Genomic DNA, 16,124 nt, shown 5'->3' on the forward strand with positions numbered 1-16,124 from the left:
TACACAGAACGACGCTGACACAGGAGCCCCCCTGCGTCCTTCAGTACTGCGCATCGGGGGCTTCCATCGAATCAAAATTTAACTTTTTGATAAGCGGCTATTGCCGAATTCTAACACGGTCGCTCCCAGCTGCGCTCGGGAGAGGTGACTCGTATCGGTCACCTCTTGCCGAATACAGAAAACCAGAGGCTTTGCCCCACGCTAGATTCTGTCGTGCCTTCGGCTCTTCAAACGAACGCAACTTCAAAACTAACGTGCGAGCTACGAAGCTCACTGACCCTTGGTCAGCTCGTCCAACTCAATCCGAGTGACTTGCGATTCGGCGAGGCCGTTGTTTTTCTTGCGGTCGCCAGCGCAGTGGCCTAGTAGCATCGCGTCTGCGGTGAACTCGATCGCGGTGTAACAGTACCAGCCGTTGGGATTGTTAAATAGAGTGATCGATGGTCCCCATGTCTTGCCTTCGTCGTTGCTGACGGCGAGTGACAATGGAGTGCGTTTCCCTCGTAATTCTGCTGCAATGTTGGTGTGATCATTCCAGACGCAAACCAAGCTATCCGTTCCAGGAATTCGCTCGATCGTGGCGGGCGACGTGGGGGAATGCAGAGTAGAGGGCACCAGCGGCGACCAGGTTTCGCCGCCATCGGATGAATGACTGATGAGCTGGCTGCCAGCGTCTGAGCGTACGAACATCATCACGCGACCACCTCGAAGCTGGACCACGCCAGGCTCTTGCGTGAAATGCCGCTTGCCGCTGCTTGAATCGTGAGCTTGCAAGACGGTTTTACTCGGACGCCACGTACTGCCTGCGTCGTCGCTGAGGTGACACAGCACACGGCCAGCCCAATCAGGCTTGTCCCATTTTGGCGAATGGTGCAGCGCCACCGGCATCACCAACCGGCCACTCTGCAGCTGTATCACGCGATCGTTGTTCAATACATAGTAGCCAACCTCGGAATCGGGAATGATCGTCTGTGGCAGAGTCCACGTCGCGGCCTCATCGCTGCTAAATCGGACGACGGGGCGACAATCTGCAAGTGATTGCTTGCTCAGATAGAACATCGCAATGCGTCCGTCGGCCAGTCGCAGTAGCGATACCGACATGATGTTGAACCCCGCCTCGTTCTCCAAAATCCGCGTGTCCGTCGCGTCCCACGTTTTACCGCCGTCCGCTGAATACCGACCGGCAAGGTGGGCAGAGGCATGGTCGCCGCCACCGCCCGTGAAATGCGTATAGACAAATAGCATGCGGCCATCAGCGAGCTGGATGAAGTCACCTTCGCTGTTTCGCGGATTCTCGGAGGTCGGCGGCAGACGTAGCGTGACCTCCAGATCAATCGCCGCATCGTTTGCGAACGTTGGCAGGGCGAGCAGCACCCAAGCCCAAAGTGAGATAAGCAGAGGGGAAAGCGAAGAGACAGCCGGGTGGGAATATTGCATATTGGGAGACCTTGTTCAAAAAGAAACTTTGGTGAGATGGGGCAGGTGACGCAGGTCGCAGTCGTTGAGGCGGGGGCGGGACGGGGATCATCATACTGTTTTTCCCATCACATCGGGTAAAATGCCGAAAAACCGCTTCCCCCACTCCGCTGACGAGCCGAAACGTTGCTACGCTCCGGCTCCCATCCCCCCGCCCTTGTCTCCCATCCCCCCAACAATCAAATGCAAACATCGGATACGAAACCAGCAGCCTCTCGCACCATCCGTGTTGCCTCGGTTCAGTTCGAAGCATCACCCGCGGACAAGGAGGCGAACTTTGCAAAGATCGAAGCGTTCGCTGGCCAAGCCGCCAACCAAGATGTGCGACTGGTGGTGTTTCCGGAATGCTGTGTCACCGGGTATTGGTTCATTCGCAATCTGTCGCTTGAGCAACTTGGCCAACTTGCAGAATCGATCCCGGATGGCCCCAGCACTCAACGATTGATCAGGTTGGCACGACAATACGGAATCAGCATCGGTGCGGGGCTCGTCGAAGTCAGCGAGCGTGGCGAGTTCTACAATAGCTATGTCGTCGCCTTGCCCGATGGAACGGTCCACTGCCACCGCAAACTGCAGGCGTTCGAGCACACCGCGATCCGCAGCGGCACGGAGTACACGGTGTTCGATCTGCCCGATGGCTTTCGTGTCGGCGTCCTGATTTGCTACGACTGCAACTTGATCGAAAACGTACGCATCACCGCTCTTCGTGGTGCAGAAATCTTGTTGGCTCCGCATCAAACCGGAGCAGTACGCAGCAAGAACCCGAACTTGATGGGGATCATTGACCGGCAACTGTGGGACAACCGGCACGCGGACCCTGAGACGATCGAAAAAGAATTTCGAAGCGATAAAGGACGAGGCTGGCTAATGCGTTGGTTGCCAAGCCGGGCTCACGACAACGGCATTTTCTTGATCTTCAGTAATGGTGTGGGAGTCGATGATGACGAGATCCGCACCGGCAACGCAATGATCCTGGATCCTTACGGCCGTGTGATCACGGAAACTTGGAAAGCAGACGACGCGATGGTGATCGCCGACCTGGACGCTGGTCTGATGACCGATGCCACCGGCCGCAGCTGGATCCGCGCTCGCCGCCCCGAACTCTATACGCCGCTAACGGTGCCAACGGGGATGGAACGGGATACGCGGGAGATGAAGTTTGAGGAGTGAAGGGGAAGTGAGGAGTGAGGAGAGGGGAGAGGGGGAGACACGGAGACATGGAGACATGGAGACATGGAGACATGGAGACATGGAGCGGGATAAGGGGGTGGCGATAGATTTGCCACGGCGTTGGGGCGCGATTGTGATTCGATTGAGGCGGCAGAAAGGCCCCTGCTTAGCTCCACCTTGGCTTGCTCGAGCGACAGCAGCCATCTCACCTGAGTCCGCTACTCTCTCTTCGGTGTCAGGGGAAATTGGGTGCCGGAAATTAGGTGCCTGGCACCGATCGCTCCCCTTTTCGGCGAACATGCACGAGACAACGGGCAATTCCCCTCCCTTGTCTTCCATGCTGAGCTCCAGAAATTCACCACGCAAATTTCTCCGATGCACTGTATAGAATTCCGTTGCATTGAACTTTGATGATGATAGGTTCATCGGTGCCAGGTACAGCATAAATTTTTTTCGGGTGCAGCAATCGAGGATCAGCCATGTTTGATCGAAGGACCGTCACACTTGCACTTCCTATCATCTTAGCGATGACCATCACACCAAGTTCTTCGATTGCTGAAGCCGCTTCGGATGCGCCGGATTCGATTGAGATTGAAGTTTTCGGGCAACGCGACGATCGAGTCCCAATCGTCGACCTGGGCGAATACCGTCCCGAACAGACAATTAGTTTCAAAGTGACCGTGCACAACCGGACGCCTGATGCTTTAGGTTTTGATGGGCTGGATATGACTTGCGGATGCACGAAAGTGACCCCCGTGCGGGGCCGTATCCCAGAAGGCGGCAGTCAAGACTTTCAGGTGTCCATTTCGACCAAGCGTCAGCCAACCTCACAAAATCAACAAGTGGCATTCCGAGGCTTGCTGGACGGCAAGTCTCAGTTTTTCGTGAAGCTGAAAATTGCGTACGGTGGATTTGTGAGCTTCCGCCCAAGGATAGTGCATGTAGCACACTCAAAGGGGGAACAGCACTCGATACCGATTACGGCAGGCAAGCGTGCTTCTTCTGATAGCGTCGACATCCGGTTTAGCGAACCATTAAAAGGCTTAAAAGGAGCGTTGAATCTCGAAACAGGAATGATCACCCTCTCAATACCCGATGACTTCGATCTATCAAAATCAAAAACGGGTCTGATAACCGTTGAATCGATGGAGACAGGGTACGAGGACAGCATTCCCGTTATTGTCACTGCAGCTAAATCGTTTGACGTCTACCCAAGACTGGTTCGCTTTCATCCGATCGACGAAAGTGACCGGGTTACTGCGAGCGTCATGCTAAGACTAAACAAAGATAGCCGCACTAAAGTTAGCGACCGAGTAAAAAACTCATTAGATATCCGTGCTGGCGAAATGCAACTGGACACTGAAATCGCGACGGTCGCCCCCAATATTTTTCGACTGGAAATGTTTTGCGGGAAAGACGAGATTGCCACCAAATCCAGCGTCGAACTATCTTTCCTTGACCCTGTGTCTGGAAAACGAGTTTCGGAATCCATGCGGATCTTCATGCCTAGCCGTCATTAACGCTTTAAGGAATGAATCATGTTAGTAAACCATTCGACTGGCTGTGCAAAATGGCATGACGTGCATTGTTCATTGGAACGAGGCTGCACTGGTTACACCGAATGTCCGCCGAGCGAGACAAGTGGCGATAACACGGCCCCCTTTGACTGGGGTGTCAAAAAGGAGGCGTATTCCGCAGATGGAGCCCCATGCCCGGAACTCACACCACCACCGTTGTAAAAAAAGATGGAGTCCTTCACTACACCACGCCTGACGACGGCTTTTTAATGAATAAAGCAGCCTATTTCACGACCATCCTTCTGCTTCTTTCTGGGATTGGGTTTGGCCAGAATCCTACCGAGCGTGAAGATGCGTTGAGCTATGTTTCGGGTCATCTAGCGACGTGGAATTCAATTCCAAGATACGATGTGCGAATTCGTCTGACGGAAACAGAAAGCACGTTCTCTGGAAAGAATTGCTTGCTTGCAACCACCAACCTGAGAATCCAGATGGACCGGGACAAGGAACGCTGCTTGTACGCCTATCATCGAGTGAAGGTTCCGTTTGAATTGGCGTTGGCCAATCAAACGGAACGAAAAGACCTCGACGTCGTTGTCTGCGAGGTGAATGCGAACGGTTGTCGATTTAAGCGGATAGGTGACCGATCAGCCAGCTTTCAAGCAACTTCATTCGATCAGGCGTTAACAAAATCCCCGATTCCAAATCTTGCTCTGGTCGGGTTGGAGCAATTTCCGACGGCATTTGAGGGAACCGAACGCTCGGTTGCTGAGTTGACCACTGCCATCGGATCGGGCTCTTATCTGTCGATTGATGAGAGTGATAAAATACTCACAATCACGGCAATATACAAAATCAAATCAAAGGGACGACGACGTCTGCGATTTGACAAAAAGCTTTTAGTTCCTGTTGGATTTAAAAGCGAGGTGGATCACGGTTACGGAGATGAAGGATTCGTCGACCATACAGATCAAGATGTCATCTATTCGCACTTCGAGGGCATGCCGCGGCCCGAAATGGTCACAACGAACTCGGCAAGAGTTCGTCAAATTGATGGGCAACTTCAAGCCACGAAGGGAAGAATTGACGCCGAGTTCCAATGGCTTGGAATTGACGCAGCAAACGATGCATTTCCTAAAGCCATGCAGGACTTATCCAAAATGACCGAATTGGAAGAATTTGTCGGTCTATCCGATTCCAATTGAAACAGCAGGGTGCCCGGTACGAACGGTACGGCCGGAAACGTTGGTGTACAGGCTTTTGCTGCCCCTTCGGCACTCTTAAAAACGACTCGAGGCCAGACATCGATAATTGTTTGCGTATTGCCAGTTTCATTCGCACCTGAGAGTTTGTCGCATCTAGCACCTCCGAGTCTCGGAGAGACGTCGGCTACGTGCCACGTACGTCGGTCTTTCCAAGACCGACATCCAGATCGCTCAGCGATGCGATACGGATGAAGTCCCTTGCAACGCAAGTCTTGACGGACTGTTGATTTAGTCGTACGACGGACTTCCTAGTCCGTCCAATACACCATTGACGGACTAGGAAGTCCATCATACACCCTTGCCGCAGGAAACTTCACGAAATCAACAAGCCGCCCGCGACTTTCGCTACGGTTTGGCGATGGCTTTTTCGCAGCGTTGGGGCGAGATTTTGATTGCGGTGCCGAGCGGCTGAGCAAACAGGCTGACTCGCAATTCTTCGATCATCCAGCGGACTTCGGTTGCCGATTGATCACGCGGATTTCGCTCGCTCTCTGGCAGCGTCGCCATCCACCGCTGACGCAGATTCTCGACCGTTTCGGTTCCCTCGCGATCACGTGGCGCCGAGCCGCTGGTCAATTTATCCAATCGATAGGCAATTGCGTTGAAGTACCGCGGATAGTGCTTGAGCCATTCCCAGGGGGTGGCGGCAAGAAATTGATCGTGAATCAACCAATCCATCTGCTGCCGGACATCCCGCATCGCTTGATCGAAACGGATTCCCGTGGTCGATTCGATCTGACGTCGTGCAGCAAAATAGGCGTCCGCCATTGCCGACAACCACGTGGCAACCTCTTGCGTCGCTTCGGCGATCCGTCGTGCTCGTTCGCCACGTCGCTGATCGAATGCCGCTTTGTTGCGAACGACCGGTTCGTTTTCGACGAAGGCAATGCGGGCTAACAGGTCGATCAACTGTGATTCGACTGAGGCGGCCGACACGACTCCGCTCAGCTTTACCTTCGCTTGCTCGAGTGACGGCAGCCATCGCACCTGAGTCCGCAACTCTTTCTTCTCCGTCAATGCAAACAGTCGCGTCAATCCTTGACGCGACATCGCTTCGGCGGTCGCTAAATCCGAGACGAGTCGGATCGCCACTCCATCGCCCTTGTCAAAGAACGCCGGGTATTGTGCGACTTTCACTCCGCCTCGCGTCCTCACCACCTCTTTGGGCAACGATTCGATACCAAAGGTGGTCATCGACTCACGAGCCCACGACTCATCGGAATCATCTGCTTCAGCGGCCTCGGGTTGGTCCTTCGCCGAGCCTAATTTTTCTTTTAGCGGTTGAACTTCACGGCCGCTGGCGATCGTTTTGCCATCGTCATCGACCACGGTGACCAGGAACTGCAGATAGTCATCCAGTTTTTCAGACTGAAAATCATCCGCCGTCACTGGCATTTCAGCATGCCGCGAAAACGCGGCACACACCGACGGCATGAATGGCACTTGGCCGTATTCGGGAGCCAGTTCTTGGGCGACTTTCGCGGCAACGTCAGCCGCAGGCACAAGGTTTCGCCGGATACGCTTGGGCAGCGATTTGATCATCGCGACCAGCTTGGTCTGCAGCAATCCAGGAACCAGCCACCCCAGTCGCTCGTCACTGACTTGCGGCAACGCGGCTTGATGAATTTTCAACTGGATGCCGTCCTCGACGCCGCCCGGTTCAAAACGATACTGCAACGGCAACCGCGAACTGCCGATTTGCAGTTCGTCCGGAAACGCTTCTTTGGTGATCGCTTCGCTGGCGGCTTCGATCAAATCGCCAGGCTGCATGTACGGCGTCGCGTTTTCTTCGAGTGTTGGCGGCGATTGCAACCACGCGGACAAGTCGGCGGCATCGCGAAGCTGCTTGGTCCACGCGGGGGCTTCGACCGAGCGATCGAATTTCTCTAAGCGGCCACGATCACACACATCCTCGGGCAGGTGCGTTTGATAGAAACGTTCCACCGAATAGGGATCGACAACCAAATCGCGGCGGCGTGTCTTGGCCGCCAACGATGCGATCGATTCTTGCAATTTTTGGTTGAACCGTACAAACCGAGCGGTTGTCTTCATCTGCTGCTCGACCAAGCCGTGCTCGATCAATAAATCGCGAGCGGTCGAAGGATCAATCGGAGGCAACGGAACCCGGCGGCGGACCACCACGGGCAATCCAAACAACGATTGGCGTTCATAACAAAACGCACCACTCGACTTGGAACTCCAGTGCGGCTCGCTATACGAATGCTTGATCAGATGGGCGCCGATGGTTTCGACCCATTCGGGCTTGATGCGAGCCACGGTGCGTGCGTACTGCTTGGCGGTTTCAACAAGCTCGGCAGCAACGATCCACTTCGGCTTGCTTGCCGCCACACCGCTGCCGGGCCACAGATACAAACTTAATCCACCGGCACCGGTGTACTCGCTCTTTTCTTTGATCATTGCGACACTCGACAACAGCCCGGTCAAAAGGGCTTGGTGTAGCGAGTCGTCCAGGTTGGCGTCGAGCAAGCGTTCGGGATCATCGGCAAAGCGAATCGCACCGATCTTTTTGCGGGCTCCTTTGCGTTCGCCCAGCGACGTTGCGACCATTTCTTTGAGCTGACGATAGACATCGGACCATTCACGCATGCGATTGGGCGACAGAAATTGCTGACGCAGCACCCGCGTCAACTTGCTGCGTGAATGCTTTTCACGAGCTTCTTCGTAGTGCCGCCATAATTTCAAGTACGACAAGAAATCGCTGTTGGGATCCTTGAACATCGCGTGCGCTTCGTCGGCCGCCTGCTGTTTTTCTTGCGGTCGATCTCGGGGATCTTGGATTTCGAGCGCCGCGGCAATCGGCAGAATCTCGGGCAACACCCCGAACTCGTCTGCCGCCAAAATCATGCGTCCCACACGCGGATCGACGGGCAACCGGCCGAGCTTCTTGCCGATTTCGGTCAATTCATGCTTGTCATCGATCGCGCGTAGTTCCATCAAGGTCCGAATCCCTTCGCGGATCGACTCAGGACGTGGCGGATCGAGTAGCGGAAACTCTTCCAATCGTCCCAGCCGCAGCGTTTTGGTTTGCAAGATGACCGAGGCCAAATTGGTACGCCGAATTTCGGGCGTCGTGAACGCGTCACGCGACTCGTAATCCTCGAGCGAATACAAACGAACACAGACCCCAGGTCCGATACGACCACAACGACCGGCGCGTTGATTGGCACTCGCTTGGCTGACCGGTTCAATCGGCAATCGTTGCAGTTTGCTGCGCGGACTGTAGCGGCTGATCCGCGCGGTCCCGGTATCGATCACCGAGTGAATCCCCGGGACCGTCAGCGAGCTTTCGGCCACATTGGTAGCGAAGATGATCCGCCGTTTGCCTGCGTCGGGATGAAAGATTCGCTGTTGTTCCTTTTGCGGCAGCCGGGCGTACAGCGGCAACAGGTCCACTCGACTGGGCATCCCTAACCGCTTGTAGTGGCCAGCGACCCGGTGGGTGACTTCACGAATATCTCGTTCGGTGGGCAAGAAGACCAACGTGTCACCGGCACTGCCGCCTCGCGACAACGATTCGATCCCCGCGATCACATGACGCGCCAGGTCGTAGCCGCGATCTTCGTCATCGACGACCTCTTCCCAAGGCAGATAGCGGAGCTCGACCGGATAGCCGCGGCCTTCGACATTGATGATCGGAGCGGGGCCGGATTCATCCGCAAAGTGTTCGGCAAACCGCTCGGCGTCGATGGTTGCCGAGGTGATGATGATCTTCAGATCGGGTCGCTTCGATTGCAGCCGTCGCAGGTAACCCAACAAAAAATCGATGTTCAGCGATCGCTCGTGCGCCTCGTCGATAATGATCGCATCGTAGGCATCGAGGAAGCGATCGGATTGTGTTTCCGCGAGCAGAATCCCGTCGGTCATCAGTTTGATCAACGTCTCGGGACCGGTTTGATCGCCGAAACGAACGTGGTAGCCGACGGTTTTGCCGAGCGTGGTATCGAGTTCCTCAGCCAATCGGGTGGCGATGCTGCGGGCGGCCAAGCGACGCGGCTGGGTGTGCCCGATCATCGCCTCGCGGCCAAGGCCGGCTTCCAGACAAATTTTGGGCAGCTGGGTACTTTTGCCGCTGCCGGTTTCACCACAGACCACGATGACTTGGCGATCGCGGATCAATTGGATCAACTCGTCGCGATGCGACGTGATTGGCAGCTCGTCGGAGTACTCGATCCTTGGCGTCGCGGCCCGGCGTGCATCACACTGCTGGACCGATTCGGCCAACCGTTTTGCGTACGCTTCGGGGCTGAGTCGTTTTTTATCACGGCGCAAGCGAAAACGATCGATCCGCATCGCGGCATCAAGCGACGGAGTCGTCTGACGGTTGGATTCCGCAGGCTCTTCCGACGCTCGCGAATCGCTAGCGGGGGTGGATGGAATCGGTTCGAATGTCAGTTTCGGACTGCTTGGTTTTGCATTCATCGATACCATCTTACTGAGAACGCGAAATGTGTCGATCCGAACCAATTGCGGGCAAAACAACCTTCCCGTTTATTTGACCGCGTTGCCCACGCGGTTTGCCGCGAGATGGAAAAACACTCGATGCCAAAGTCAGCTCATTTCGTCCGTCGGAATCGCAATCGGCTTGACACCAAAAGTCTCGACCAGGATCGCGTAGAACGCTGGGACCACGATCAGCGTCAGGAATGTCGTCAAAAGCAATCCGACAATCATGCACCATGCGAGCCCTTCCCACAGCGCTCCGCCACTGAGTCCCAGCGGGATCAAACCGCCCACGGTGGTCGCGGTTGTCAAGAAGATCGGCAGCATCCGCTGCTTTCCAGCCTCGATCAAACACTGCCGAAACTCAGCGACGCTGAGACCGACGATCGGACCGTCGACCGTTCCCGCACTCGCTTTTTCGCTCACCCGTTGGGTGATCAAGATGTCAGCGAATTCGACGAAGATGATCGCGGTATTCAGAACGATCCCAAACAACGCCAAGATTCCAAGCTGGGGCATGAAGCCGAGTGATTCGTCAAACAAAAACAATCCCAACCACGCTCCCGCCAAGGCCAACGGCAGCGTCGACAAAATGATCAGCGGCTTGGACCAACCGTTGTACTGGAAAATCAAACACAACACGATCAGCACAAACGAGATCGCAAAGGACATCATCATTTGCCCGCCCGCTTCTTGGCTCTCCTCAAACGCTCCGCCAGGTTCGATCCAATAACCGACCGGCAAACTCGCTTGCAGCGTCTTCATCGAATCACTTTTTAGCAACCGCGAAACGACGTCGTTACCGGTCACCCCCGGTTCCATCCGCGAACTGACCTCGATCGTTCGATTCATGTTTCGGCGGGCGATCTTGGCCAAGACAAACGTGGTTTCCAGGTTGGCGATCGACGTCAACGGCACCTTGCCAAGATCCCCTTCGACGAACGATTCTTGCAGCCCACGAATCGATTCACGTTGGTTGGGTTTCAGCCGGAAATAAACGGGAACTTCGTGATCGCCTTCGCGAAATGTGGTCAATTGCAGCCCCGAGTAGTACGAATTCAACGTCCGTGCGACCTGCGAGTTTGTCACTCCGGCGAGCACCGCGCGATCTTGGTCCACGTTGACGCGGACCTGGTAACCGTCGACGCCCCACGAATCGTTGACGTCCCATGTTTCGGGCTGGGCTTCAACCAGTTCCTTCAAACGATTGGCGGCGGAACGAAGAACCGTGGGATCGGCGAATCCGTTCCCGGCAATCCGAAACACCAACGGATCCGCCGGCGGGCCCAATGCCAATTGCACCGGAACGACACGTGCGCCGACGATCGGATCGATCCCCAGCTCGGCATCGCCACGTTCGGCGATCTCACGCACGCGTTGGGCATAATCGGGCGTCACCGAGGCATCCGTCGTGCGAACCAAAATCTCAGCATACGACCGCGTCTTCGGCTCGGGGCTCCAACCAAGATGCCAACGCGATCCGCCACCGCCGACCATCGTGCGAAAGGCACGCAGTCGAGCGGGATGTTCATCGCTGGCGGCCCCCAATGTTTGAATAATCGTCTCGACTTGCCGGGCCACTGCATCGGTTTGTTTGATCGTGGCCGTTTCGGGCAAGATGATTTTCACGGCGAACTGAGTGCCATCGGCCTCGGGAAAAAACTCGGAACTAACGGGCAACGTCATGATCCCAACGATCAACAGCAATGTGGCTAACGCCGTCCCCCATTTCGCTCGCACCGCCAACCCTCCGATTCCCGCATAGATGCGGTAAGCCCAATTCTCCGAGACGGTCTTGGACGCAGTGTTATCGGTGGAACGCGCGTTATCCGATTTTCCTGATCGGGGGCGAATGCGTGAGATCAAACGACCGCTTGCCGCAAACGCATTGACCACCGGTGAACCCGACTTATCCCCCCGAGGCGGACGGATAAACAGCCCGGCCAAGATCACACAAAACGTCATCGCCAACAACCAACTCAGTGCCAAGGTCGTGGAAACCGTGACCGGCAAACTGTAGACGTATTCTTTGCCGCCTCCTTCGAGCGAGAACAACATCGGTATAAACGCCGCCATCGTCGTCAACGTCCCGACCAACATCGGAATCGCCAACGTATTGGCTCCGTCAATCGCTGCTGGAAATGGCCTCATTCCCGCGATCTGATTCGTGCGAGCTTGATCACAAACCTGGACCGCATTGTCGACCAACAAACCGAGTGAGATGATCAACGCAGCAAGCGAGATTTGCTCTAACTGGACTCCAAATGGAGCGATCACTCCGACCGCGATCACCACCACGAAGGGGATGTTGGCGGCCATCACAAACGAAGTGCGAAAACCAACAACCAAATAAACCACGGCCACGACGATCAAAACGGCCTCGATCACATTGATGATCACATCGCGAATTTTCTTCGCCACGCTTTCAGATTGATCCGAGACCGGGGTGACCGCGATATCAGGCGGCAGTCGCTGCTCTGCATCTGCCAGCATTCGCACCCGAGCCTTGGCTGCGTTACAAACGTCGATAATATTCGATCCCGACTTCATCGTGATCCCCAACATCACTGCGGGAGTCACCTCGGACGCATCACCAAAACGACAAAGGTAATCAGCGGGATCCTCGAGACCTCGTGTTACCGTCAACCCAAGCTCGGCAAGCGGGACACTGTTGTCGCCACCATTGGTGCGAACGGTGCTGGCGATCTGTTGGATCTCTTGCACCGCATTGAATTGGCCGCCCGTCTTGACGGCGTAGTGGCCCGATTCGGTATCCAGTTCGCCGCCGGCTTCGATGATGTTTCGTTCGCTGGCCAACGTTTCAAGCTGTGCCGTGGTCAAACCAAGCTGCGACCAATTGGCGAGATCGGTTTCGATATAGATCGCTTCCTCTTGCTCGCCAAACATCTCGACTTTGGCGACCCCTGGTAACAATCGCACCGCGTCTTGGACCTCTTCGGCATAGATCTCTAATTGACGAGGCGAATAGAGATCCTGCGGGCGAACGTGATCACGCTCATGCGAGGGCGTTTGATGCACCGCCAATAACAACACCGCAGTATCGCCAAATTCATCGTTCACCACGGGCGTGATATCAGGTTCAGGCATCGGCACGGTTTGCACACGTGCACGCACCTTGTCCCAGACATTCTGAATATCAGCGGGTGCGACATTGTCTTCCAATTCGACAAAGATCGTCGACTGCCCCGTCAATGTCGTCGACCGAGTAAAATCCACCTCCTCGATACTAATCAAACTTTGTTCGATCTTGTCCGTGATCAGTTCCTCGACCGTTTCCGCGGACGCGCCGGGCCACACGGTCGAAACGACACAGACGCGAATCGTAAACTCGGGATCTTCGCGGCGAGGAATGGTGACATAGGTCACCGCGCCACACACCATCGCAAGCATCACGACCGAGATCACGATGGGGCGATACTTGACCGCCAATGCAGGAAGCGACATTACAAAGACTCCGATTCATTGACATTCGCTTCGGACACGTGCGAACGGGCACCGCCGGTTGGGGTTTCCGCTAACGCGGACTGCACGATTCGCACCGCTTCCCCGTCACGCAAATAATGCACGCCGTTGACGATGACCTGCATCCCATCGGTCAACGCCGGTGACTGGATCTCGACTAACGAGCCCACATCCAAATTGCCGGCTTGCGTCAGCTGAACCGCTAACTTTTTCGCATGACCGTCCTGAGCGACAAACAAAAACGTTTCGCCCGATTCCTCGTAAATCGCCTCGATTGGCACGTAGAAACCCGAATCCACGTCATCATTGGACAGATCCACCATCACTAAATCTCCAGGACGCAACATCCATTGGGCCCCCGCGTCCAACACGACCGATTCGCCGTCCCAGCCGGATGCCGAGACCGAGTCGTCGACCAGTTCGCCGACATAGATCGTTTCCTGGGGAAGCGTTTGCCGACCGCCATCGTCGTCCACGAACGAAACCGAACGAAAAACCCAATTACCCAGAAACGGAATCCGCAAATCGTTTTCGATCAAACGTTGGCGTTTGACCTTTAAGATTTTTGGCAGGATGCCGTCGAGCGTTGCATTGGTGACTCGGTAAACGAACGCTCCCTCGTCATCGTGATGGATCGACTTCTCCTCCACCAGCGTCACCTCGGCGGGAGTCCCCATCATGCGATTAAGTTTTAGCGGCCAAATGTCTTCGGACCTGGCCACGCGGTCCTCGGAAATGGATTCCGGCAAAGTGTCGCGAAATTTTTCGTTCAACAACAACAGCGTCATCGTAAAGGTTCGCGTGGTTAGATCCGCACTTGGTGCGATGCTGTAAACAAACGCATTGACGTGTCGCATCGTGCCATCGGGCAACTCGAACGAAGCTGGCAAATTTCGCCGCTGGCGGATCTGGCGTGATTGTTGCGACGACAGCTCGACTTCGACTTTGATCGGGTTGGACATCTGCAATTTCAACACCGGTGAACCTGCGGTCACGACGCTGCCAGGCACCACCATCACCTCGGCGATTTGCCCTTGGTAGGACCCGTACAATGTGGTGTTTTTCAAGTCGCGTTCGGCGTCACGCAGCAGTTGTTTGGCGCGTCGCACCTCCGATTCGGCGGACTTCAATTCCGCGTGAGCCTGTTTCTCGCTCGCTTCGAGCGATCGCAACGCTGCCTTCCGCGTTTGCACCAAATTCTCGGCTTGGTCGTACTCTGAGTCCGACGCGGCCTGTTGAGCTTTCAGCTTTCTTAATCGATCGAATTCGACTTCGGCTAGTTTCAAATCCGCTTCTGCCGATTTGATTTCCACAGGCAATGCTTCGAGCACGCGAATCTCGATACTCTCTTTTTTACGTTCAGCCACTTCGACATCGGCCTCTGCCGATTCGACCGCGATGTCGTATTGAGCGGTTTCGATTTGCGCAAGCGGCGTCCCCGGCTGAATCAATTTGCCATCGGGATCCACGATCCGTCCGTCCACATCCAACCCCGGTTCAAGCACCCACTCGAGCCGCCCCGAAACCTCGAAACCAAGATCCTCGGTCTTCCAAGACTTGACGCTGCCGGACGCCATAAAGGACGACGGAGGCGCCGCATTGACCAACGTCATCACCGTCACCGGTTGAGCCGGCTTTTCGGCGAATTCAACTTGCGGTTTCTGACACCCCAGCACTAGCAGGCAACTGCAAGTCGACAGCAGCAGCCCCGCTCGGATGCGTCCCGCTGCCATCAATTCTTTACGATGCATCTTGGCTTCCTTTTTCAGTGGGCTGCAGCAATTTGACGAGTGTTCGTTGAAGTAACGCGTAGAAATCGATACGAAACTCGCGGTATTTCGCTTCTTGAAGGATCGCGGCGAGTTGCTCGGTCGGGTGCGCCATTGGCCACAGCCCCGCGACCACGGCATGGTACTGAAACAAAAAATCCTTGGCGGCAGTATGGGAAAGCTGCGGCAGCGATTGGTGAATCAACGTCACAAAGCGATCGGTCGGTGCCAAGAGAGACTCTTTGAATTCCGTGATCGCTTCGTCCGACAGATTGCGTTCGAGCACGAGCGACAAGACCACCTTCAAACGACACAATCGAGGATGCAACTTCAATTCGTCCACCAGCGCCGCGGCCACTCGCGTGGAGGTCGGTTTTCGCAACCGACCGACCCGCTGTTCGAGCCCCCCAAGCCAGGCCTGCAACTCATGTCCGTACAGCGACAGAAACACTTCTTCTTTGGTTTTGAAGTAGTGGTACAAACTCGCTTTGCCCACGCCCGCTCGCTCGGCAACATCCCGCATCGAGATATCCGCAAGTTCTTTTTCATCGAAAAGTGACGCAGCAGCATCCAATATCGCGCTCGTTCGCTCGGCTTTTTGCGACGGTTTCCTTGCTCGTTGCCAATTCATCCCCAACCTCGTTCGTTCTCTGCCGTTTGCAATCCACCCTTTCGCCGGCAATTCCGACCGTCGGTCGGCTATTTATCGACCACCGGTCGACAATAGTTTAGTCAGGTCTCAAGGATGCTGTCTAGAGCAGCGTCAAAACGCACGACGGAGGTGTGCTGTGGGCCGCAAGACACCGGGCAATGCGTGGGATCCTGCCGCTCACGCGTCACGGCTCACTAAATCAGCAGTCTCTCGGAGTGGGTGAAGAGGCAACCGAAAAGCCGCGAGACCAAAAACGACGACACGCCCAAAGAACCAGCAAACAGGGCTTCGCCCAACGCGATCCATACCGAAAAGAAGGGTGGCCAAACCC

General features: G+C 55.4%; 8 protein-coding genes. 3 read left to right on the plus strand and 5 right to left on the minus strand.

What is annotated here, in order from left to right:
- Nucleotides 1–270: 270 nt before the first annotated feature.
- Nucleotides 271–1,437: a sialidase family protein gene (locus ABEA92_RS25760; RefSeq protein ID WP_345687708.1), complete on the minus strand. Its 1,167-nt coding sequence runs from the start codon at nt 1,435–1,437 to the stop codon at nt 271–273.
- Nucleotides 1,438–1,659: 222 nt separating this feature from the next.
- Here ABEA92_RS25760 and ABEA92_RS25765 point away from each other — a divergent pair, with 222 nt between their 5' ends.
- From ABEA92_RS25765 to ABEA92_RS25775, 3 genes are all read left to right on the plus strand, one after another.
- Complete coding sequence (locus tag ABEA92_RS25765) at nt 1,660–2,646, plus strand: nitrilase family protein (RefSeq protein ID WP_345687709.1); 987 nt, start codon at nt 1,660–1,662, stop codon at nt 2,644–2,646.
- Nucleotides 2,647–3,173: 527 nt separating this feature from the next.
- The gene (locus ABEA92_RS25770; RefSeq protein ID WP_345687711.1) at nt 3,174–4,166 is read left to right on the plus strand and encodes a hypothetical protein; all 993 of its coding nucleotides are present in this window, start codon (nt 3,174–3,176) and stop codon (nt 4,164–4,166) included.
- Between the two features lie 188 nt (nt 4,167–4,354).
- Nucleotides 4,355–5,368, plus strand: coding sequence for a hypothetical protein (locus ABEA92_RS25775; protein WP_345687713.1), 1,014 nt, complete (start codon nt 4,355–4,357; stop codon nt 5,366–5,368).
- A gap of 405 nt (nt 5,369–5,773) precedes the next feature.
- On the opposite strand, the gene hrpA is transcribed toward ABEA92_RS25775, so the two are convergent.
- The 4 genes from hrpA to ABEA92_RS25795 form a co-directional block, all read right to left on the minus strand.
- Complete coding sequence (gene hrpA, locus ABEA92_RS25780; RefSeq protein WP_345687715.1) at nt 5,774–9,868, minus strand: ATP-dependent RNA helicase HrpA; 4,095 nt, start codon at nt 9,866–9,868, stop codon at nt 5,774–5,776.
- 129 nt (nt 9,869–9,997) lie between these two features.
- Nucleotides 9,998–13,354 (minus strand): efflux RND transporter permease subunit, encoded by a 3,357-nt coding sequence (locus ABEA92_RS25785; RefSeq protein WP_345687717.1) that lies wholly within the window; start codon nt 13,352–13,354, stop codon nt 9,998–10,000.
- The gene (locus ABEA92_RS25790) at nt 13,354–15,123 is read right to left on the minus strand and encodes an efflux RND transporter periplasmic adaptor subunit (protein WP_345687719.1); all 1,770 of its coding nucleotides are present in this window, start codon (nt 15,121–15,123) and stop codon (nt 13,354–13,356) included. Before ABEA92_RS25790 ends, ABEA92_RS25785 begins: the two co-directional genes overlap by 1 nt.
- Nucleotides 15,113–15,772, minus strand: a complete 660-nt coding sequence (locus ABEA92_RS25795) for a TetR/AcrR family transcriptional regulator (RefSeq protein ID WP_345687721.1) — start codon at nt 15,770–15,772, stop codon at nt 15,113–15,115. The genes ABEA92_RS25790 and ABEA92_RS25795 overlap by 11 nt, the downstream gene beginning before the upstream one ends.
- Nucleotides 15,773–16,124: the final 352 nt, after the last annotated feature.

This window comes from Novipirellula caenicola (assembly GCF_039545035.1).
In the GTDB taxonomy this organism is placed as follows: domain Bacteria; phylum Planctomycetota; class Planctomycetia; order Pirellulales; family Pirellulaceae; genus Novipirellula; species Novipirellula caenicola.